The sequence below is a fragment of the Natronoarchaeum philippinense genome (assembly GCF_900215575.1).
GTDB classification, from domain to species: domain Archaea; phylum Halobacteriota; class Halobacteria; order Halobacteriales; family Natronoarchaeaceae; genus Natronoarchaeum; species Natronoarchaeum philippinense.
This window is the reverse complement of the sequence record NZ_OBEJ01000003.1, coordinates 1-21,034: the sequence shown is the minus strand read 5'-3', so window position 1 is coordinate 21,034 and position 21,034 is coordinate 1. Positions and strand designations below refer to the sequence as shown.

General features: G+C 66.7%; 22 protein-coding genes. 14 read left to right on the top strand and 8 right to left on the bottom strand.

Annotated elements, in window-relative coordinates; genetic code table 11:
• The gene (locus tag CRO01_RS10980; protein WP_179747465.1) at positions 1-426 is read left to right on the top strand and encodes a DUF7857 domain-containing protein; all 426 of its coding nucleotides are present in this window, start codon (positions 1-3) and stop codon (positions 424-426) included.
• Positions 423-1,085 (top strand): MinD/ParA family ATP-binding protein, encoded by a 663-nt coding sequence (locus CRO01_RS10975; protein ID WP_097009209.1) that lies wholly within the window; start codon positions 423-425, stop codon positions 1,083-1,085. The genes CRO01_RS10980 and CRO01_RS10975 overlap by 4 nt, the downstream gene beginning before the upstream one ends.
• Before the next feature lie 9 nt (positions 1,086-1,094).
• Here CRO01_RS10975 and CRO01_RS10970 read toward each other — a convergent pair whose 3' ends face one another.
• Complete coding sequence (locus CRO01_RS10970) at positions 1,095-1,964, bottom strand: transcription initiation factor IIB (RefSeq protein WP_097009208.1); 870 nt, start codon at positions 1,962-1,964, stop codon at positions 1,095-1,097.
• 165 nt (positions 1,965-2,129) lie between these two features.
• Between CRO01_RS10970 and CRO01_RS10965 the strand changes: the two genes are divergently transcribed.
• Positions 2,130-2,642 carry a DUF7858 family protein gene (locus CRO01_RS10965; RefSeq protein WP_097009207.1) on the top strand — a complete coding sequence of 171 codons (513 nt, stop codon included), beginning with the start codon at positions 2,130-2,132 and terminating at the stop codon, positions 2,640-2,642.
• On the opposite strand, the gene CRO01_RS10960 is transcribed toward CRO01_RS10965, so the two are convergent.
• The 3 genes from CRO01_RS10960 to CRO01_RS10950 all read right to left on the bottom strand — a co-directional run bounded on the left by CRO01_RS10960 (position 2,639) and on the right by CRO01_RS10950 (position 4,232).
• Positions 2,639-3,382, bottom strand: coding sequence for a MinD/ParA family ATP-binding protein (locus tag CRO01_RS10960; RefSeq protein ID WP_097009206.1), 744 nt, complete (start codon positions 3,380-3,382; stop codon positions 2,639-2,641). The two genes, CRO01_RS10965 and CRO01_RS10960, sit on opposite strands and share 4 nt — an antisense overlap.
• Positions 3,383-3,445: 63 nt before the next feature.
• The gene (locus CRO01_RS10955; RefSeq protein ID WP_097009205.1) at positions 3,446-3,871 is read right to left on the bottom strand and encodes an HIT family protein; all 426 of its coding nucleotides are present in this window, start codon (positions 3,869-3,871) and stop codon (positions 3,446-3,448) included.
• A 118-nt stretch (positions 3,872-3,989) separates the two neighbouring features.
• Positions 3,990-4,232, bottom strand: a complete 243-nt coding sequence (locus CRO01_RS10950) for a DUF7860 family protein (protein WP_097009204.1) — start codon at positions 4,230-4,232, stop codon at positions 3,990-3,992.
• Positions 4,233-4,357: 125 nt separating this feature from the next.
• On the opposite strand from CRO01_RS10950, the gene CRO01_RS10945 reads away from it, so the two are divergent.
• The 4 genes from CRO01_RS10945 (at position 4,358) to CRO01_RS10930 (ending at position 8,926) form a co-directional block, all read left to right on the top strand.
• Entirely contained in the window at positions 4,358-4,669 is a 312-nt protein-coding gene (locus tag CRO01_RS10945; protein ID WP_097009203.1) for a CGCGG family putative rSAM-modified RiPP protein, read from the top strand.
• A gap of 78 nt (positions 4,670-4,747) precedes the next feature.
• Positions 4,748-4,972: a hypothetical protein gene (locus tag CRO01_RS10940; RefSeq protein ID WP_097009202.1), complete on the top strand. Its 225-nt coding sequence runs from the start codon at positions 4,748-4,750 to the stop codon at positions 4,970-4,972.
• Between the two features lie 91 nt (positions 4,973-5,063).
• Positions 5,064-8,261, top strand: coding sequence for an isoleucine--tRNA ligase (ileS, locus tag CRO01_RS10935; RefSeq protein ID WP_097009201.1), 3,198 nt, complete (start codon positions 5,064-5,066; stop codon positions 8,259-8,261).
• Between the two features lie 254 nt (positions 8,262-8,515).
• Positions 8,516-8,926, top strand: a complete 411-nt coding sequence (locus CRO01_RS10930) for a GNAT family N-acetyltransferase (RefSeq protein ID WP_097009200.1) — start codon at positions 8,516-8,518, stop codon at positions 8,924-8,926.
• A 6-nt stretch (positions 8,927-8,932) separates the two neighbouring features.
• On the opposite strand, the gene CRO01_RS10925 is transcribed toward CRO01_RS10930, so the two are convergent.
• Together CRO01_RS10925 and rnz are read right to left on the bottom strand one after the other, a co-directional pair.
• Positions 8,933-10,924, bottom strand: coding sequence for a DUF460 domain-containing protein (locus CRO01_RS10925; RefSeq protein ID WP_097009199.1), 1,992 nt, complete (start codon positions 10,922-10,924; stop codon positions 8,933-8,935).
• A gap of 737 nt (positions 10,925-11,661) precedes the next feature.
• The gene (gene rnz / locus CRO01_RS10920; RefSeq protein ID WP_097009198.1) at positions 11,662-12,591 is read right to left on the bottom strand and encodes a ribonuclease Z; all 930 of its coding nucleotides are present in this window, start codon (positions 12,589-12,591) and stop codon (positions 11,662-11,664) included.
• 109 nt (positions 12,592-12,700) lie between these two features.
• On the opposite strand from rnz, the gene CRO01_RS10915 reads away from it, so the two are divergent.
• Positions 12,701-13,753, top strand: a complete 1,053-nt coding sequence (locus CRO01_RS10915; protein ID WP_097009197.1) for an AAA family ATPase — start codon at positions 12,701-12,703, stop codon at positions 13,751-13,753.
• Between the two features lie 2 nt (positions 13,754-13,755).
• The gene (locus tag CRO01_RS10910) at positions 13,756-14,121 is read left to right on the top strand and encodes a hypothetical protein (RefSeq protein WP_143824948.1); all 366 of its coding nucleotides are present in this window, start codon (positions 13,756-13,758) and stop codon (positions 14,119-14,121) included.
• Position 14,122: 1 nt separating this feature from the next.
• On the opposite strand, the gene CRO01_RS10905 is transcribed toward CRO01_RS10910, so the two are convergent.
• The gene (locus CRO01_RS10905; protein WP_097009195.1) at positions 14,123-15,211 is read right to left on the bottom strand and encodes a methyltransferase domain-containing protein; all 1,089 of its coding nucleotides are present in this window, start codon (positions 15,209-15,211) and stop codon (positions 14,123-14,125) included.
• A 310-nt stretch (positions 15,212-15,521) separates the two neighbouring features.
• Here CRO01_RS10905 and CRO01_RS10900 point away from each other — a divergent pair, with 310 nt between their 5' ends.
• Together CRO01_RS10900 and CRO01_RS10895 are read left to right on the top strand one after the other, a co-directional pair.
• Positions 15,522-16,082 (top strand): TATA-box-binding protein, encoded by a 561-nt coding sequence (locus CRO01_RS10900; RefSeq protein ID WP_097009194.1) that lies wholly within the window; start codon positions 15,522-15,524, stop codon positions 16,080-16,082.
• Between the two features lie 71 nt (positions 16,083-16,153).
• Positions 16,154-16,522 carry a DUF7473 family protein gene (locus CRO01_RS10895; RefSeq protein WP_097009193.1) on the top strand — a complete coding sequence of 123 codons (369 nt, stop codon included), beginning with the start codon at positions 16,154-16,156 and terminating at the stop codon, positions 16,520-16,522.
• A 3-nt stretch (positions 16,523-16,525) separates the two neighbouring features.
• On the opposite strand, the gene hisG is transcribed toward CRO01_RS10895, so the two are convergent.
• On the bottom strand, positions 16,526-17,380 hold the full coding sequence (gene hisG, locus CRO01_RS10890; RefSeq protein WP_097009192.1) for an ATP phosphoribosyltransferase: 855 nt from the start codon (positions 17,378-17,380) through the stop codon (positions 16,526-16,528).
• 105 nt (positions 17,381-17,485) lie between these two features.
• Between hisG and CRO01_RS10885 the strand changes: the two genes are divergently transcribed.
• The 3 genes from CRO01_RS10885 to CRO01_RS10875 all read left to right on the top strand — a co-directional run.
• Entirely contained in the window at positions 17,486-18,784 is a 1,299-nt protein-coding gene (locus CRO01_RS10885) for an amidohydrolase (protein WP_097009191.1), read from the top strand.
• Between the two features lie 140 nt (positions 18,785-18,924).
• Entirely contained in the window at positions 18,925-19,950 is a 1,026-nt protein-coding gene (locus tag CRO01_RS10880) for a collagen-like triple helix repeat-containing protein (protein ID WP_097009190.1), read from the top strand.
• 263 nt (positions 19,951-20,213) lie between these two features.
• Positions 20,214-21,034: glutamine synthetase family protein (locus tag CRO01_RS10875; protein WP_143824947.1), on the top strand; the 821-nt coding region annotated here is incomplete at its 3' end.

The window sequence follows — 21,034 nt, the reverse complement described above, 5'->3', positions numbered from 1 at the left end:
ATGACAGAACTGGAGTGGACCGTCCGCCGCGAGGGCGACGTGACGCTGGTCGAAGCGGTCGTCTCACGGAAAACGGCGCCGGTCGCGGCGGACCCAGCACTGACTGTTACCGTCGAGAGCCTGCTGGATGGACCGGTGTGGCCGCCGCGACGCGAGGGCGTCCGGGTCGCGGGCTGGTCCGGCGATCGGTTCGAAACTGCTGTGCCTGCCGGCGGTCGGGTGGCCGTCGGCTTCGCCAGTCCGGCCGACCCGGTCGAGCCACCCGTCGAAATCGTTGATCGCAGCCGCGGCGATGTTAGCTCCGCTGACGGCGCGACGCCGTCGGACGTGCTCCGCGCGCTCGGCGATCCATCGCCGCCGCCGGAGGCCGTTCCGGAGCCCGAGTCACACGCCAGCGATCGCACTGCGGGGGCGAGCGACTCGTGATCCTCGCAGTGACGGGGGGCAAAGGCGGCGTCGGCAAGACGACGGTCGCGCTCAATCTCGCCCACGCGATCGACGGCGTCGCGGTCGACGCCGACCTCGGGATGGCCGATCTCCCCGAAGGACGCGGGCCGGATCTCCACGACGTGCTGGCCGGGCGCGCAGCGCCGCTCGAAGCAGTCGACGAGAGCGGACCGGTCGATCTCCTCCCTTGTGGCCGAACGCTCGCCGGCGCTCGCGCGGCTGATCCGACCGCGCTCGTCGACGCCGTCGCTGCCGTCGAGCGTCGCTACGGCGATGTCGTGATCGACTGTCCGGCGGGGATGTCGGCCGACGCTGGCCTGCCGCTGCTTGCCGCCGACGCCTGCTTGCTTGTGGCCGCGCCCGACGCGTTCGCGCTGCCCGACGCCATCCGGACGCGAGCGCTGGCGCGCGTCCTCGACGCCGCGATCGAACGGGTCGTCCTGAACCGTGCCGGCGCCTCGCCGCCGACCGGCCGCGTCCGCGACGCGCTCGGGATCCCCGTCGAGACGATTCCCGACGCGGCCGTCGTCGATCGCGCCCGGCAATCAGGTCGGCCGGTCGCTGCTGTCGCCCCGGACTCCCCGGTGGCCGATCGGTTCCGTTCGCTCGCGGCAGTCGTCGGACCGGACGGCCGCTGAGCAGCGGCGTCACGCGGTCAGATCGTGGTACGCGGAGCGGAGTGTCACCGGCGAGACACCGGCAACGTCGGCTGCCTCCGACTGGGTCACGCCGGCGTCGAACTCCCGGCCGGCTGCGTACAGACAACCAGCCGCGAATCCGCTGGGATCGCGCCCGCCGACGATGCCGTTTTCCTGCGCGCGCTGTGCGAGTTCGCGGGCGCGCCGTTCGACTTCGGCGTCGAGACCGAGCCGACTGGCGAATCGAGGCAGGTACTCGCGCGGGTCGATCGGGCCGACCGGCAGTCCCAACTCGGTGTTGAGCGCTCCGTAGGCCGCTTTGAACTCGTCGCGGCTGGCCCGGGAGACGTCGACCATCTCGTCGACAGTCCGCGAGACCGTGTCGACCCGGCAGGCCGCGTACACCGTCGCCGCCGCGAACCCCTCCAGCGAGCGTCCCCGAAGCAGGTCTTCCTTCTGAGCGGATCGGAACAGCGTGCAGGCCTGCTCTTTGACCGATTCGGGCAGCGATTGGTCGGCGACCATGCGCCGAATCTCGGTGAAGGCGTACACCTGATTTCGTTCGGTCTTCGAGGCGATTTTCGATCTGTTGTGTTCGCGCCGCATCCGCGAGAGCTGTCGGCGCTTTCGACCGGTGAGTCGCCCGTCAGCGCCGTAGCCGATCTCGGTCGAGAGTCCCCTATCGTGGCGCGAGTGCGTCAGCGGGGCACCCGTTCGCTTTCGATTGTCGCCATCGTCGAACGACCGCCACTCGGGACCGCGGTCGATCCGGTCGGCCCGAACGACGAGGCCGCAGTCGCCACAGACCGTCTCGTCGCCGCTCGCGTTCAATCGGCCGCCACACTCCGGACAGGTTGTCGTCGTCGCGGTATCGCTCATCACAGTCGAAGCTTGGTCCGGGATCGGTATTTAAATCCGGCAACGAGACGGGGAAATCATCGATCCGCCCGGTGCCGAAGGTACCGGTCACCGGCACGTTCTCGGACGGCGACGAGAGCGTCTATCGGCAATTATTTACTACCTCGAAATAGTGAATCTATCTGGATGCTATCGGAGATTGCCGCCGGGATCGAGGTCACCGATAAGCAGTGCGAGCGCGGCGTTGCGACGGTCGACGAGACTGACGCCGACCTCGCCGACGGCCTGCGTGCCGTCGAGGCCGAACTGCCGTGCTCGGCCGGCGCCGCCGCGGCGGTCGTCAGCACGTACATCGCTGGCGCGAGCGTCGGCGACGCCGCCGACGAGGCGGGGCTCGTCCCGATGACGGCGGCCAAGACGCTGCACCTGCTCGGCGTCGAGGGGCTCTCGCCGCTGGCACCGGAAGCTCGGCGGATCGTCAGGGACTGGCAGTCGGGCGATCTCTCGCGGGCTGACGCGCAGGCGCTGACCGGTGCGACCGAGGCCGAGTTCGCGTTGGCGTCGTACGTCGAGGCGCACGATCCGCTTCCCGACGCCGCCGAACTCGTTCGCGGCGTCCTGCGGGACGACGCCGACGCCGCGGTCGAGAAACGCGACCGCCTGTCGGCGACGATGAGCGGCGTCGACGACCTACTCTAAGGGCGCAGTCGGTCGACGAGGTCCGGTTCCGGAAATTCCAGATCGAGTTGCTCGTCGAACAGTGCTTCTGCAAACGCCGCGACCGCCGGCGCGAACTCGTCGTCCGGATCGACGGTTGCCGGGGCGTCGGCCACTGCGGTCGCGTCGCTCTCCGGAATCGCTAGGTCGATCGAACCGTCTGGGAGTTCGTCGACTCGGTTTGCGACCGCCAGATCGTCGGTCGTCCCCACGTCGGTCAGTCGCGCTCGCGAGCGCTGGAGCGAGTCGACGCCGCGGTCGGTACCGGGTGCGACGAGCGCGACGCGGTCGGCCGTCGTGACGGCGGCGACGGCGGGGTTCGTCGCCACGGGCGGCACGTCGACCAGCACGCGATCGACGGCGTCGTCGAGGCGATCGAGCACGGCCTCGAACCGCTCGGCTGCCCCGGCGGTTTTGGCACGTGCGAGTGCCTGAAACGATGCCTGCGACGGGACCGCGACCAGCCGGCCGTCGGCGTCGATACCAAGATCGACGGCGGCGTCGCTCGGTCGGGGATCATCGCCGGTGACGAGGTCGACGACGTCCTCGTCGATCCGGCCCGAGACGTACTGTGCGAGTCCCTGCGTGGCGAAGGCGACGTCGACGAGCGCGACGCTGTACCCGGCGCGAGCCAGCGTCGCACCGGCTTCGACCGATAGTCTAGTGGTGCCGGCGCCGCCCGCCGTGCCAGTGATCGCCGCCGTCGTGGGCTGCTCAGTCATGGCCCGAGCTACCGCTCGACCGGATAAAAATGCATTGTATTTTGCAGGAAATAAATTCTTCAGTCAGGATCGCCCGGCGATCTCGTCCGCGATCTCGTCGAGTTCCTCGTCAGAAAGGTCGGGTCGATCGCCAGCGATCGCGTGGACCGGCGCGCCGCCGTCGCCCTCGAAGCGCGGGATCACGTGCCCGTGGACGTGGGGGACCTCCTGTCCGGCGGCCTCGCCGTTGTTGAACGCGACGTTGCTCGCGTCGGCGTCGACCGCAGCCTCGATTTCCGGGGCCAACTGGTGGAGCACCTCGAACACGCGGGCGCCGGTGTCCTCGGGCAGGTCGGCCAGCGTCTCGTGGTGGGCCTTCGGGATCACCAGCGTGTGCCCCGGCGCGAGCGGGTTGGCGTCGAGAAACGCCATGACCGTCTCGTCCTCGTAGACGCTTCGGCTGGGAATGTCGCCGTCGACGATCCGACAGAAGATGCAGTCTTCGGACATGGTCGGGGGATCACCGTCCGGCGCCATGAAAGTTTCCCGAGCGCCGAACAGCGCCGACAGCCCGGTTCGAGAACGAGTCGGTCCTCGGGGTCGGGAAACTCGACGGGTATCGGCGTCCTCACTCGGTCAACGGCATCACGATGCCGAAGATCAGCGGCGCCAGCAGCCCGCAGAGCACGCCGAGGATCTCGGCGTCGACCAGCAGCGTGTCGAGCCACCCCGGAGCCTCGCCGACGAGGCCGGACGCCAGCGTCGCTTCGCCGAGCGCGCCGCCGAGAAACAGCACCGCACCGGTCAGAAAGCCGTACTTTGCGAGTTTGGGATAGTCGAGGTCGCCGTAGCGACCCGAGATGTGTGCCATACGACTGGGGTCTCTCCATCGGAAAATAAGCCTTCTGTGACATCCTCCCGCGTCGATCCATCGGCGGCAGGGTGCCGAACGTGTTCGGCTCAACGCCCACCCGCGTCCGGGCGCTACCATCCAGTATGGGCACGAGCGACCACGGCCACGGCGATGTCGACCCGGTAACCGACCGCGTTCACGAGAACTCGTGGTCGGCGAACATGGAGAAACCCGAACACGCTGGCGACCCCGACCTCGTCGTCGAGCAGGCGATCGACGCCATCGAACACACCGCGGGCGGCCACCACGTCAACCTCGTCACGCACGGCGAGAACGGCCATCCCGCGGAGTATCTCTACGACGCGCTCGACGCCGAATACGGCGAAGCGGTCGACTGGGAGTACGTCGAGCAGTGTGGCTGTGGCGGCCACGTCACGCGGGTCCACGTCGAGTGATGACGCCGACGATCGGCCACCGACGCCGGTCGTCTCTCGCCCGAAAGGTCCATAATCGTCGGCGGTCTGTGCTCTCGCATGCAACTCGAAGTACTCGCTGAACTCATCGCCTACCTCGTCGCGGCGACGGTGCTGACGGGGCTCGGACTGGCCGCAGAGGCCGCCAGTCTCTTCCGACTCGGCGCCGGCGAGACGACCATCGCAGTCTGGTTCGGCTTCGTCGGTCTGCTGGCGCTGTACGCCGGCATCTACATGCTTGGCTACGAGAAGGTCGCAAAGACCATGATCGCGCTTCGGTCCTGATCCGTTTTCCGGCACGGCGTCTTTTCTCGGCCGTAGAACCGTCCGCTACCTAACCGATTGTCCTTTACTGCAGGAGTGAGTTACCCCGCACATGGACCGATTCGGGGAAGTCGACGACCAGTACGACCCCGACGCGGTGGAATCCCGCGTCTTCGACTACTGGGACGAGGTCGACGCCTACGAGAAAGCGAAAGCGTCACGCGAGGGTAACGAGCGGTACTTCTTCGTCGACGGCCCGCCCTACACCTCCGGCGCGGCCCACATGGGCCACGCGTGGAACAAGAGTCTCAAAGACGTCTACATCCGCTACAAGCGGATGCAGGGATTCGACGTCACCGACCGGCCGGGCTACGACATGCACGGCCTGCCCATCGAGACGAAAGTCGAGGAGGAGATGGACTTCGAGAACAAGAAAGACATCGAGGACTACGGCGTCGAGAACTTCATCGACGCCTGCCGGGACTTCGCCGAGGACAGCCTGCAGGGCCTGCAGGACGACTTCAAGTCCTTCGGCGTCTGGATGGACTGGGACGACCCCTACAAGACGGTCTCGCCGGAGTACATGGAGGCGGCGTGGTGGGGCTTCTCGCAAGCCCACGACCACGACCTCGTCGAGCAGGGCAAGCGCTCGATCACGCAGTGTCCCCGCTGCGAGACCGCGATCGCCAACAACGAGGTCGAGTACGAGGACGTCGAGGACCCCTCGATCTACGTGAAGTTCCCCCTCGCAGAGCGCGAGGGCAACGTCGTCATCTGGACGACGACGCCGTGGACGATCCCCGCGAACACGTTCGTCGCGGTCGACGCCGATGTCGAGTACGTCGGCGTCGACGCCCAGAAAGACGGCGAGACCGAACGCCTCTACGTCGCAGCCGGCGTCGTCGAGCACGTCCTCTCGGAGGGCCGGTACGACGACTACGAGATCGTCGAGGAACTCACCGGCGAGGACCTGATCGGCTGGGAGTACGACCACCCGCTGCGCGATGAGGTGCCCGAGGCCCCCGACGGCGAGGACGCCCTGCAGGTCTACGACGCCGAGTACGTCGAGGTCGACCGTACGGGACTCGTCCACTCCGCGCCCGGCCACGGTGAAGAGGACTTCGAGCGCGGTCGCGAGCTCGGCCTCGACGTGTTCTGTCCGGTCGGCGGCGACGGCGTCTACGAGGACGCCGCAGGCAAGTACGCCGGCCAGTTCGTCAAGGACGCCGACGACGAGATCATCGCCGACCTCCGAGAGAAAGACCTGATGCTCTCGTCGGGCACGACGAACCACAGCTACGGTCACTGTTGGCGGTGTGACACCGGCATCCTCCAGATCGTCACCGACCAGTGGTTCATCACGATCACCGACGTCAAAGACGACCTGCTCGACAACATCGGCGACTCGGAGTGGTACCCCGAGTGGGCCCGCGAGAGCCGCTTCCGTGACTTCGTCGAGGAAGCACCCGACTGGAACGTCTCCCGCCAGCGCTACTGGGGCATCCCCATCCCGATCTGGCTGCCGGACGACTGGGACGGCTCGATGGACGAGGCCGTCGTCGTCGGCGACCGCGAGGAACTCGCAGCACGCGTCGATCAGGACATCGACCCCGAATCGGTGGACCTCCACAAGGACACCGTCGACGACCTGACGATCACCGAAGACGGCACGACCTACCGCCGGGTCCCGGACGTGTTCGACGTTTGGCTCGACTCCTCGGTGGCGACGTGGGGGACACTGAACTACCCCTCCGAGACCGACGAGTTCGAGGACCTGTGGCCCGCCGATCTGATCCTCGAAGCCCACGACCAGACGCGGGGCTGGTTCTGGTCGCAACTCGGCATGGGCACCGCCGCCGTCGGCGAGTCGCCGTACAAGCAAGTGCTGATGCACGGCCACGCCCTGATGCCAGACGGCCGCGCGATGTCCAAGTCCAAGGACATCCGCGTCGACCCCGGCGAGGTCATGGACGAGTACGGCGCCGACCCGATGCGGGCGTTCTTGCTCTCGCTGACCGCCCGCGGCGAGGACATGCAGTTCTCCTACGACGAGACCCAGGAGATGCAACGGCGGCTCAACATCCTCTGGAACGTGTTCCGGTTCCCGCTGCCGTACATGCGGATGGACGGGTTCGATCCGGAGGCGACGACCGTCGAGGATGTCGAACTGGACCGCGAGGACCGCTGGGTGCTCTCCCGGCTCCAGTCCGTCGAAGCCGAGGCGACCGAGGCGATGGAGGAGTTCCGACAGGATCAGGCGCTCGACGCCGTACTGGAGTTCGTCGTCGAGGACGTGTCGCGGTACTACGTCCAACTCGTCCGCGAGCGCATGTGGGACGAACAGGACAGCGAGTCCAAGCGCGCCGCCTACGCGACGCTGTACCGGGTCCTCCGTGAGGTCGTCGCGCTGCTGGCGCCCTTCACACCCTTCGTCGCCGAGGAGATCTACGGCCACCTCACCGGCGAGGCCGAACACCCGACGGTCCACATGTGCGAGTGGCCCGAGGCCGACGACGACCTCCGCGACGCGCAGTTAGAGGAGGACGTCGATCTGGTGCGCGCCGTCGAGGAGGCCGGCTCCAACGCCCGCCAGCGCGCCGAACGCAAGCTTCGCTGGCCCGTCACCCGCGCCGTGGTCGCGCCCGACGACGAGCGCGTCGTCGACGCCGTCGAGCGCCACCGCGGCCTGCTGGCCGACCGCCTCAACGCCCGCGAGATCCAACTCGTCGACCCCGACGACGACTGGGGCGAGCTCAGCTACAGCGCCGAGGCCGACATGAGCGAACTCGGCCCGGCCTTCGGCGACCGCGCCGGACAGGTGATGAACGCACTCAACGAGGCTCGCGTCGACGAGCCGAGCCTCGACGCGCTCGAAGCCGCCGTCGCCGACGCGCTGGACGACGACGAGGAACTCACCGACGAGATGGTCGAGTTCGTCACGCAGACGCCCGACGCCGTCTCGGGCTCGGCGTTCTCGCGCAACGGCGACGATCTGGGCGTCGTCTACGTCGACACCGAACTCAACGAGGACATCGAGAGCGAGGGGTACGCCCGCGAGGTGATCCGACGCGTCCAAGAGATGCGCAAGGAACTCGATCTCGACATGGACGCCTCGATCCGACTGGAGATCGACGTGGCCGACGACCGCGTGGCCGGACTGGTGCGCGAGCACGAAGACCTGATCGCACAGGAGGTTCGCGCGGAGGAGCTGGGCGACGTGGATGTCGACGACGGCAACCGCAAGACGTGGGAGGTCGAAGGCGTCGAAGTGACGCTGGCCGTCGAGCCGCTGGCGGAAGCCGCTGCGTAGACGCGGACGCTCTCCCGAACGCGAGCGAAGCGAGCGTTCGGCTTTTTGGCCCAGATTTTTGCGGCGAGCGGTGGCCGAGCGGAGCGAGGCCACCCGAACCGGAAAAAGGTGGCGTCGGGAGGTCGAAGGCGTCGAAGTGACGCTGACAGTCGAGCCGCTGGCGGAAGCCGCTGCGTAGGCGAGAGCTGCTTCACCGATTGCGGCCGTCATTTTTCCATCCCGTTTTATGAAAAGATGCGCGCATAGCCGGTAGCATGGACGTTCGAGAACTCGACGCCGAAGCAGAACGGCGCGAGGCTGTCCCGATCCTGCGCCAGCTGTGGCCCGACGCCGATCCAAAGGAGATCATCGACTGGACCGGCGAGGAGGAGTACCACCTGTTCGGGCGCTTCGACGGCGACGATATCGTGGGCGTCGCCGGCGTCCAGCTTGGAAATCACCTCCATCACGCTCGAATCGCGTGGCTCTACGACCTCGTCGTCGACGAGCCGCGACGCGGTGGAGGACACGGTACCGCGCTGCTGGAACACGTTGAGGCGTGGGTCACCCAACAGGACTGCGAGTACGTCGCGCTGGCGAACCCACTCGGCGGAGGCGCCGTCCACGAGTATTACGAGAATCGAGACTACGAGAAGTGGGGCTACGTGATCGAGAAAGAACTCTGATCGGGGTTAGAGACCGGACGCTCCGGCCTCGTCGTCGCGCACCCGGTGCTCGCTGATGATCTGGTCGACCATCTCGGCGTTTTGCTCTTTGCGCCGTTCCTCTGCTCTATCTTTCCAGTCCTCGATCACGCTCTCGATGTCGGATTCGCGCGCCACCGCGAGTTCGTCGACCTCCTGCATCCGAACGTCCGCGGCGGGGCCGACCGGAATGTCGTTCTCGAAAAGGATCTCGTCGGCAACCTCCGAGAGGTCGCCGCCGGCTTTCAGGACGACCCACGGCTCGACATCGACGAGGCGCTCGGCCGTCGAGCGCCCCGCGCCGCTTGCGTCCCGGAGGAAGATCACGTCGTCTTCGGCCAGTCCGTAGTTTTCGTGGGCCTGCTCTAGGGCGTTCGTGGTGAACTTCTCGACGGGCTTTACGGGGACCAGATCCTTCTTCTTCGCCGAAACGTCCGCGAAGTTCGAGTGGTCGAGCTTCCAGAGCTCTTTCAGGCGGTCGAGTTTGCTTTCGAGCGTCTCGGTCTCGTCTTCGAGGTCGTCGATCTCGCGTTCGAGGCGCTCGTTCTTGCGCTGGAGCCGCGTCACCTCGCGGCGCTCGCGGGCCTCGCGGCGCTCCTCGCGGCGGGCCTCGTCGAGTTCGCCCTCGAGTTCCTCGATGCGCTCGTCTTTTTCGTCGACGGTGTCTTCCAACTGGTCGACGTGGGACTGCAGGCGCTCGACCTGGCGTTCGAGGTCGCGGATGCGCCGTTCTTCCTCGGTGAGTTCCCGGGTCGTGTGCTCGGTTTCCTCGGCGTCGTCGTCCTCCGGCTCGGTGAGGTCGTCCAGCACGGCCTCGACGGATTCCTCGCCGGTCACGACGCGGGCGGTAACCTCGCCCGGATCGAACTCCGGGGGGACCTTGCGGGCGATCCGGCGGAACTGGTCCTCGCGCTCGTCGAACGCCGACAGCGCGGCGGCCATGGCGTCCCGTTCGTGATCGTTGTCGTACCCCTCCTCGCGCGTGCGGTGTTGCTTGGTATCGACCGGGAGATCGGAGGTCGGCGTCCACGGCGCGGCGTCGAAACTCCGGCGGATCTTCTCGACGGTCTCGGGCATCGGCGTCACGTCGGCGGCGACGACGATCGGCCGCCCGCGCTCGACGATCCACTCGATCACGTCGGCGGTGTCGGCCGTTCGCGTCGAGAGCACGTCCAGCACCTCGCCGTCGAGGCCGACGACGGCGACGGCGGTCGTCGTCCCGGGGTCGATCCCGACGAGCACGTGATCCCGGCGCTTGACCAGCGGGTGGAACTCGATGCCGTCGCGGCGCTCGCGCTCGATCTCGATGCGCACGTCGCCCGAGCGTTCTCGGGAGACGGGGATGTCCTCGGGCCGTCCCGACACTCGAAAAATGGCGTTGCTGAACCCGCCGTACTTCTCGGTCACGTCTTTCTCGTAGTCGAGAGCGGCGTCGTCGAGTTCGCTTTCGACCTCCCGCGAGCGGCGCTTGACCGAGCCGTGGATCTTGCGCGTGTAGCGATCCTCGCTCCACCCGCCCTTGCCCGTCGAGCGCCCTCGGGCCACCTTGACTTCGGTCGTGTCCGTGAACGCGGAGACCTCGTAGCCGACGTTTCGGGCGGCGAGTCGCGCCGCGGCCTCGGCTTCCTGCATCGGATCCTTGCCGTAGGGGACGCCGTGGCGCTTGGCAACCCGCGAGAGGGGCTCGGGCCGCTCGTCGCCGGTCACCTGCACGAGCCGGGTGCCGTCGGGCAGGTCGCCGAGCAGCGCGATCAGGGCGTCTTTGTTCTCCGCGAGCTCGTACATGTTGTCGGTGGCGACCATCGCGGGTTCCCGATCCGCGATCACCCGGCGGAGCTTGCGGTAGCTGACGACATCGCGCTCGATCGACTCGCCGTCGAAGACACACAGCGCGTAGGAGGGGGCGTCGCCCCGCACGTCCCCGCTCTGGACGTCGACGCCGAAGACGACCGCGTCGAGGGCGCTCGTTCGGTGGCTCACGGACCCGGGTAGGGAAGCAGGAAGCATAAATCCACGGCGGGGGCGGGGGCTCGATTGATCAGATGCTTTCCGGTTTGTACCCCGAACTTCGTCCGACGTAGCGTGTGAACCTCACCCTTTCAGAATATCGAACCACCAATCGAAATGTTCTCCGTTGTGCGTGTACGTCTCTTCGAACCGAAAGCGTCCATCCGGAAAGCACTCTTCGTTCGATGGATGGTTGTATAGACTCCAGAGAACGCTAATATTCTCGCTAGCTGTAAGTCGAATTCTGTCCGTTCCCGGAGCATTTTTGGCTGATGTATCTCCAGTCCAGCAAGAATCCGTCTGATCTGGAACTACCTTTTCAGATCCTAACATGAGACGCGCAGATCCCGACTGGTGGTGTCCGACTAATGTCGAAAATGGCGCTGGCCAGTCAAATGTAATAAATATCGGGTTTTCGGAAGTGTTCTCGCACGAAATTTCGATCTTGGCGGGATTGTCTTCGGACATCTCTCGGACGATCGTCGCACTGATCTCTGCCGGGAGTCCGTCTGGTGAGGGACCATTCTCAATCTCGAATGTTCGGTCCTCATCGGATTTCAATAGTCCATTGCATCCGGCGAGCGCTCCAGATCCGACCGTTCCGAGGAGGGCAAGTGCGCGACGGCGTCGCATGGGTTTCAGTTTTCTCTTTCAGTTGTAGTATTTTCTCATTTCAACTCCAAACAAAACTCGATACCGCCGACGGGACTCTACTCCCCGTCGGGATACGGCACCTCGACGGTCTGTCCGTCGTCGGGCGCGAACACGTCGCCGTCGAAGGCTTCGCGGGCTTCGCGCAGGTGGGCGCCGACGTTCCCGGTGTACCGCGAGGAGACGTGCAACAGCGCGAGCCGGTGGACGTTCGCTCGGCTGGCGATACCGGCGGCCTCGCGCGCGGTGGCGTGGGCGGTCTTCTCGGCGCGGTCGGTGCGGTCGTCGGCGAACGTCGCGTCGTGGATCAGCAGGTCGGCGTCCTCGGCGACATCGACGGTGCGCTCGATCGGGCGCGTGTCGCCTGAGTAGACGATCTTGCGTCCGGGTCGGGGCTCGCCGACGACCTGCTCGGGGTCGATCACGGTGCCGTCCTCCAGTTCGACCGGCTCGCCCTCGTGGAGTTGCGAGAATTTCGGTCCGACGGGCACGCCCAGTTCCTCTGCTTTTGCCCGGTCGAATCGGCCCTTGCGGTCGTCCTCGACGAGCGCGTAGCCGACGGCGCTGGTGCGGTGTTCGACCTCGAAGGCTCGCACTTCGTACTCGTCGCGGGCGAGCGCGACGACGCCGTCTCGGACCTCGTTGATCCGCAGCGGGAACGTCGGTCGGGCGCCGGCGGCGTCGATGAACGCCCGGAGCTCGCCTTTCTTGCCCGGCGGGACGTGAATCGTCAGGGCGTCCTCGCGGTCGTTGAAATCCAGCGTATCGAGCAGTCCGGGGATGCCGTAGATGTGGTCGCCGTGGGTGTGCGTGACAAAGAGATGCGAGACGCCAAAGCCCGTGCCGTAGCGCATCATCTGGCGCTGGGTTCCCTCGGCACAATCGAACAGCAGCTGATCGCCCTCCCGGTTGACGGCGATCGCGGGCGGGTTGCGCTCGGTCGTCGGTACGGCCCCGCCAGTTCCAAGGAACGTCGCGCGCAGCGTCATCTGGCCGAAACTGGTCGACCGAGCGCTAAACCCGCTTCGGATCGGTCCCGCCGTCGGTGCGGCGTCTGGACCGACCGATTCTTACTGACGGGGGCGGTAGGAGAGGCTAATGGAACCGCCGCTGTGGATCGACACGCACGCGCCCGAACTTGAGGATCTTCCGCAGGACGACGTGCGCGAGTACCTGACGCGGGGCGTCGACGAGCCGATCAACCTCGTGTTGCACGGCCCGCCCGGCAGCGGCAAGACCGCCGCGGTGCGCGCGCTGGCCGAGGCGGCCCACGAGAACCCCGACAGCGACCTTATCGAGATCAACGTCGCGGACTTCTTCGACCGGACGAAAACGGAGATCAAGAATGACCCCCGATTCGCCTCCTTCCTCGACGGGAAATCGTCGATGGCAAAGCGGGACATGATCAACCACGTCCTCAAGGAGTCGGCCAGCTACGCGCCCGTCTCGGGCGAGTACAAGACGATCCTGCTGGACAACGCCGAAGCGGTCCGCGAGGACTTCCAGCAGGCGCTGCGCCGGGTGATCGAGCGCCACCACCAGACGACCCAGTTCGTGCTGACGACGCGCCAGCCCACGAAACTCATCCCGCCGATCCGGTCGCGGTGTTTCCCCGTCCCCGTCCGGGCGCCCGACCACGGCGAGATCGTCGACGTGCTCGAAGGCATCGCCGACGCCGAGGGCGCCGAACACGACGCCGCGGAACAAAGTTCCGCGAGCCCCAACTCACAGGTTCGTTGGGACGCCGACGGGCTGGAGTACGTCGCGGGCTACGCCTCCGGCGACCTCCGAAAGGCGATTCTCGGCGCCCAAACCACCTACGAGCAGGAGGGCGAGATCACGATGAGCGCGGCCTACGAGACGCTGGGCGAGGTCGGCACCACGGACTTGATCGAAGAAATGCTCGACGACGCCGAAGCCGGGGAGTTCACCGACGCCCGGAAGACGCTCGACGACTTGCTCGTCGAGGAGGGCTTGGAGGGCCAAGAGGTGCTCCGAGACGTGCTCTCGGTCGCCCAGTCACGGTACGACGACCGCAAGCAGGCCCAACTGTACCGCGCCGCCGGCGAGGTCGATCTGGATCTCACCGAGGGGACCAACGACCGCCTGCACGTCTCGCATCTGCTCTCGCGGATTCCCGAAATCGCCTGAGAATGCGTACGCTTCGCTTTTTCTCCGTGTGGCTCGCGCTCGATCTGTGCGTCAAGTTCGTTGCGATGCCGGCTATCGGCAGTGTCACCGACTCGACGGCGCTGCCGGTGTACGCCAGCGGCCTCGTCAGTCTGGCACTGGCCTACGGCGTCCTGCGGCGCTGGCCCGACCTCGACACCGGTGCGCTCGGGAACGCCACCGTCCTCGTGGTCTGCTTCGGGCTGGCCGGCCACGCCGCCGTCGCGCTGACCGTCGGCCGGACGCCGGTCCGCGAGATCGGGATCGGCGTCGTCGCGGTCGCGCTCGCCGCCGTGATCGCCAGAGAGCGGTGGCTCGATGCCGACCCCGGCGCGTCCGGCGCTGGCTGACTCACCGCTCTCGTTCGAGCACGAGCACGTATCTGGTCAGCGACCGGTGGACGCGGCGCTCGAAGCGCGCGTCGATCCGCCAACCGGCAGCCCGCGCTTCGGCGTCCCACGACCGGTCGGCGACGACGACCGCGCGGGGAGCGATCCGGTGGGCCTCCGCGAGCGCGCCGGCGACCAGCTCCGAGAGGTCGAGGTTGGCTATCTTCGACTGGCGGCCGTAAGGCGCGTCGAACACCACGGCGTCGGCGGCGTCGTCCGGCAGAGGCAGTTGCGTGGCGTCGCCCTGTGCCGTCCCGAACGCGGCGTCGCCGGGCAGCGCGTCGGCGAGGTTCCGGGCGGCGCCGCGGGCCATCTTCTGCTGGGCGTCGGTACCCAGCACGTCGGCGCCAGAGAGGCCCGCCTCGATCAGGACGCCGCCGGTGCCACACATTGGGTCGACGACGAGCGCGTCGGGCCGCGCGCCGGCGACGTTGGCCAGCGCCCGGGCGAGCAGGGGATCCATGCTGCCGGGCTGGAAGAACGGCCGATCGGTCGGCGCGCGTTCGCCGAAGTCCCGGCGGCTCTCGGCGGCGAGCCAGCCCAGCGCACAGACCGCCTCGCCGTCGAGCGCGCGGTCGGCGATCGGGACGGCGTCCTCGCTCGCTGGCCCCCCGCCGACGGCCTCGCGCGGATCGAGTTGCCCCTCGCGGTCCCACGCGGCGGGGTCGGAAAACAGCGCTCGGAGCACGTGATCGGGGTCGTCGAGGTCGACCTCGAACCCCCGCTCGACGAGCAGGCCGCCGAGGTCGCGCTCGACGCGCTGGGTGTCGACGCCGGTCGACCCTCGAACGTCCTCGGCACGCACGGCGACGGTCCCCTCGCGGTCGGCCGGGGACGCCGAAAGCAGTGCGCGCGCGCTCTCGATGTCGGCGTCGCCCAGTCCGACGAGGTCGTTCGCGCGGTGGGCGTACGCCAGCGTCTCGACGGCGTCCGCGTCGATCGCGCCCGCGGTGGCCACTCCCGGCGCCAGCAACTCGACGCTCGCGGCGGCACTCGCCGCCTCGTAGGCGGCGAACCGATCGTCCTCGCCGCCCAGCTCCAGCAGGTACACGCGCCACAGTCCGCGACGGGTGCCTATGAAACGGACGGTTCGACGGTCCGCACTGACTCGAACCGCGTCGCCGATCTACCGGCGATACTAACTGGTTGTTCCCGGACCCCGCCCTCGACTGGGGTCGGTCTGATCGTCTTCCGGCCGCGGTTTGGGGGTCGTCATAGCGTGCTCGAATACCGTTCCCTGCTTGCGGTTTTACCGGCGCGCGATGCCACCGGCTCGGCGGCGCCGTTCGTGCCTGCTGTCCGACCTATCAGGCCGTGGCATCAACCTTTATAAACCTTAAATACGTCCTTTAAACCGTACTATGAGCGACCCCAAGGAAACTATCAATATCGAAAACGTCGTCGCGTCGACGGGGATCGGCCAAGAGCTCGACCTCCAGAGCGTGGCGATGGACCTCGAAGGCGCCGACTACGATCCCGAGCAGTTCCCGGGGCTCGTCTACCGCACGCAGGAGCCCAAATCGGCCGCGCTGATCTTCCGGTCGGGCAAGATCGTCTGTACTGGCGCGAAATCGACCGACGATGTCCACCAGAGCCTGCGCATCGTCTTCGACAAGCTGCGCGATCTGGAGATCAACGTCAACGAAGATCCCGAGATCGTCGTCCAGAACATCGTCACCTCCGCCGATCTGGGTCACAACCTCAACCTGAACGCGATCGCCATCGGGCTGGGGCTGGAGAACATCGAGTACGAGCCCGAGCAGTTCCCCGGGCTGGTCTATCGTCTCGACGACCCCGAGGTCGTCGCGCTGCTCTTTGGCTCGGGCAAGCTCGTCATCACCGGCGGCAAGAAGCCCGAGGACGCCGAGCACGCCGTCGACAAGATCGTCTCCCGGCTGGAAGATCTCGGCCTCCTCGAGTAACGCCGCATCTCCCGGTCGCCGTCGTTCCCGCGTATCAGCACGTACAAGTCTCGGCAGCCAAAGCCTAGCGCATGGTCGGTATCGCGCCCGCGCAGTCGCTTCCCTTGGGTTCGGTGATCGCGTCGCTGGGCACCTTTCTCCTCGCCGCAGTGTTCTACGGCCTCACCGCCCACGTCGCCGCTCGCTACGTGCTCGGCGACGTGAGCCTCGAACAGGCGCTGCTCGTCGGCATCGCTCCGGCCGCCGTGCTCGTCGTGGGCATCCAGTTATTCGGGGAAGGCGCCGGCTTGCTCGTCTCGCTGGTGCTCTCTGTCGTCGCGGACTACCTCGCGATCGACCGCGTCTACGATCCGGGACGCCGCTGGTCGGTCGCCGTCACGGCCGTCCACTACGCAGTGAGCGTCCTGCTCGGCTCGGCGCTTGCGAGTTTCCTCGTCTGAGCCCTACTCGACGAGCCGCTCGATCTCGGTGACGAGGATGTCGCTGGCGCCGGCGCGCTTGACCTCGGTGATCGTCTCGAACACGTCGCTGTCGTCGACGACCGCGTGGACCGCGACCAGTTCCTCGTCCTCGCCGGCGATGTCCATCACCGTCGGGCCGCCCATCCCCGGAATCACGTCGCGCACTTCCTCTAGATTGTTTTCGGGAACGTTCATCATCAGGTAGCGTTTCCCGTCGGCCGCAAGCACCGACTCCAGCGCGGTCGTGACCTGCGTGACCTTCTCGTCGTCGGCCACGTCGTCGCGGGCAAAGAGCCGAACCGAACTGTCGAGCACCTCGTCGATGATCGCCAGTCGGTTGACCTTCAGCGTCGTCCCCGTGCTGGTGATGTCGACGATGGCGTCGGCCATATCGACGTGGGGCGTGAGTTCGGTCGCGCCCGTGACCTCGACGAGTTCGGGATCGACGCCGCGGTCCTCGAAGTACCGTCGCGTGATCGTCGGGAACTCGGTGGCGACCGTCTTGCCGGCCAGATCCTCGACGGCCTCGATGTCGCCGTCCTCGGGCGCCGCGAGCACGAGCCGGCACTGCCCGAAGCCGAGATCGAGCAGTTCGGTGACGTTGTCCGGTTCGGCTTCGGAGATCTGGTCGTGGCCCGTGATCCCCACGTCGGCGGCGCCGTCGCTGACGTACTCGGGGATGTCGGCGGCCCGCGCGAACAGAAGCGTCACGTCGGGATCGACGGTGTCGGCGTACAGTTTCCGGTCGGCGCCGTCGACGACGTGCAGTCCGGCGCTTTCGAGCAGGTCCAGCGTGGGGTCGTGCAAGCGACCCTTGTTGGGGACGGCGATTCGCATTACCCGACCGTTCGCGCCACGGCAGGATTTGCTTTTCGACCGCGAGGCATCGTCTCACCGCCCCGGATCGGGTGGATTAACACCGGCGCCCTCAAATCCACGCCCATGACTACCCTGCGAATCGCGGGCGGGCAGGTGCTCCGTCCGGACATGACCGTAGAGCGCGCCGACGTGCTGGTCGATCAGGACGCCGGCGAGATCGTCGCGGTCGGCGCCGACATTGAGGGCGGGGATGACCTGCTCGACGCCGACGACGGGCTGGTGATCCCCGGCCTTATCAATGGTCACACCCACGTCGCCATGACGCTCCTGCGGGGCTACGCCGACGACAAACCCCTCGACGCGTGGCTCCAAGAGGACATCTGGCCGGTCGAGGCCGAGTTGACGGCCGAAGACGTTCGCGTGGGCGCCGAACTGGGCATCGTCGAGATGATCAAATCCGGCACGACGGCGTTCTCGGACATGTATTTCAACGTCTCCGAGATCGCCGACGCCGTCGAGGAGGCCGGCGTCCGGGCCGTGCTCGGTCACACCGCGATCACGGTCGGCAAGGACGAGGAGGGCGCCCGCGAGGACATGCAGTCCAGTCTCGATGTCGCGCTCGAACTCGACGGCGCCGCTGATGGGCGCGTCTCGACAACCTTCCAGCCCCACAGTCTGACGACCGTCGGCGAGGAGTACCTCCGCGAGTTCGTTCCGCGCGCCCGCGAGGCCGGCCTGCCGATGCACTTCCACGCCAACGAGACCGAGGGAGAGGTCGATCCGATCGTCGACGACCACGGCGAGCGCCCGCTCGCGTACGCCGACGACATCGGTCTGCTTTCGCCCGAGAACTTCCTCGCCCACGGCGTCCACGTCGACGACGAGGAGATCGACCTGCTCGCCGACTCCGGAACTGCGGTGATCCACTGCCCGGCCTCGAACATGAAACTCGCCTCCGGCATGGCGCCGGTCCAGCGCATGCTCGATGCCGGCGTCACAGTCGGGCTGGGCACCGACGGCGCCGCCTCGAACAACGACTTGGACATGTTCGACGAGATCCGCGACGCGGCGATGATCGGCAAGCTCGCGGCCGACGACGCCAGCGCGGTCGCGGCGGCCGACGCCGTCGAACTGGCGACGACCGGCGGCGCCGATGCGCTCGGAATCGACTCAGGTCGGATCGAACCCGGCGCGAACGCCGACCTCGCGGTGCTGGACCTCTCGGAACCGCACCTGACGCCCGCCCACGACCTCGTGAGCCACCTCGCCTACGCCGCGAGCGGGAGCGACGTTCGGCACACGATCTGTGACGGCGACGTGCTGATGCGGGATCGTGAGGTGCTGACGCTCTACGAGCCGCGGGTTCGGGACGCCGCTGCCGAGCACGCCGAGGCGCTGGTCGAGCGCGCGACGGACGAGTGAGTCGCCGAAACTAAACCGAAACTAAACGGAGAGAATCGTTTCTAAACGTTATAAACGTCTTTGAGGCTGTTTCAGGACTGCCTGAACCGGTTGAACGAGATCCCTGCTTTATGACCTGTAGGCGGTATGGACGGAACGTGATGAGCCGAAAGACGCAGCTGTTCGCGGTGCTCGGTGCGGTCATGTTGATCGTGTCGATGGTGGCCCCCGCGGCCGCCGCGTCCGCGACTGTCCAAGAGGTCGACGACGGCGAAAGCGACGACTTGGAGGACGCGGACGGGAACGAATCGGACGGCGATCTGAACGAGTCTGACGACGACCTTAATGAGTCGGACGATGACCTGAACGAGTCTGACGACGACCTCAATGAGTCGGATGGTGACCTCGACGAGGACGAAGAGGGCGACGCCGATGACGAGGAGGAAGAAGCCGAAGAAGAGGACGAAGACGAGGAGAGTACGGCCGCGTCGGCGACCAACGACAACCTCACGGTAACGGTCACCAACGCGCCCGTCGTCGAGCTGACCGATGACGGTGAGGCGGCCGCCAACGCGACGGTCAACGTCACGGTCGACGACCCCAACGCCTCCTACGCTGGCGCGGGCGAGTACACGACCGACGCGAACGGAACGGTCGCGCTGCCGACGCCCAACGAGACTGTCGCAGTGACGGTCACGGGCGCGGTCGACAACCGATCGGTCTCCGTGTCGACGACGCTCGGCACTGATGCGGCTGACAACTTCGGACTGGAGGTCGCGGCGTTCGTCGAATCCCTGCAGGACGAGAACGTCAGCGGCCCGATGGGCCAGCAGATCGCGGCCTTCGTGATCGAGAACAACCCGGCGGCCGAGAACATCCCGGACCACGCGGGCCCCGGTAATCAGGGTCCGCCAGCACACGCCGGTCCCGACGGCGACAAGCGACAGGGCCCGCCGGAAGACAAGGGTCCCGACGGCGAACGCGGCCCGCCGGCTAACAAAGGCCCGGGCGGTGACGACGCCGACGACGATACCGAGGAGGACGACGCTGACGACGAGCAGCGTCGCGGCCCGCCCGCCGACAAAGGTCCGGGCGGTGACGACGCTGAAGAAGATGATGCCGACGACGACGCGGCAGACACTGAAGACGACGAGGAAGACGCTGACAGCGACGACGCCGACGCGTAATCGCCGGTAGTTTGCGGTCCTTCGTTTTTGATGCGCTCAGTTCCTCCCAGCAGTGCTACCGATCCGGGTCGACCGGGCTGTGGTCGGTCCTGTTGACTGGACGATTGCCCGCCTGTCGATGCCATCGACGCACACACTGACGCATCCGTCCGACTTGGTGCGCTATATTTGGGCGAATGTCTCTTTCTTCCGGAGACAATGAAAATATTTGCGCTGAACGCCGTCGCTTTAGTACTATCTATCCAAGGAAAGACCGAAGCAACATGGCATCCGAAAACCTCACGTCCGACGAACGGGACGTACTCGCTCGCATCGAAGAGGAGGACGTTGATTTCCTCCGCCTGCAGTTCACCGACATCCTCGGTACGGTCAAGAACGTCTCCGTGCCGGCCCGACAGGCCGAGAAGGCGTTCACCGAGGGGATCTACTTCGACGGCTCCTCGATCGAAGGGTTCGTCCGCATTCAGGAGTCGGACATGCGCCTCCAGCCCGACCCCTCGACCTTTGCCGTCCTGCCGTGGCGCGACACTGACTCGGGCAAGGCAGCACGCCTGATCTGTGACGTCGTCGACACCAAGACGGGCGAGCCGTTCAGCGGCGACCCGCGCTCGGTGCTCCAGAGCGTCCTCGAAGAGGCCAAGGAGATGGGCTATACGGTCAACGCCGGCCCCGAGCCCGAGTTCTTCGTCTTCGACAAGGACGAGAACGGCCGCGCGACGACCGAAACGCACGACGCCGGCGGCTACTTCGACCTCGCGCCCAAGGACCTCGCATCGGATCTGCGACGCGAGATCATCTACAACCTCGAATCCATGGACTTCGAGGTCGAGTCCAGCCACCACGAGGTCGCCGAGGGACAGCACGAGATCTCGTTCAAGTACGACGACGGGCTCTCGACGGCCGACAACATCGCCACGTTCCGCTCGGTCGTCCGCGCGACCGCGGAGAAAAACGACGTCCACGCGACGTTCATGCCCAAGCCGATCGCTCACATCAACGGCTCGGGGATGCACACCCACCTCTCGCTGTTCACGACCGACGGCGAGAACGCCTTCCACGACGACGACGACGAGTTCAACCTCTC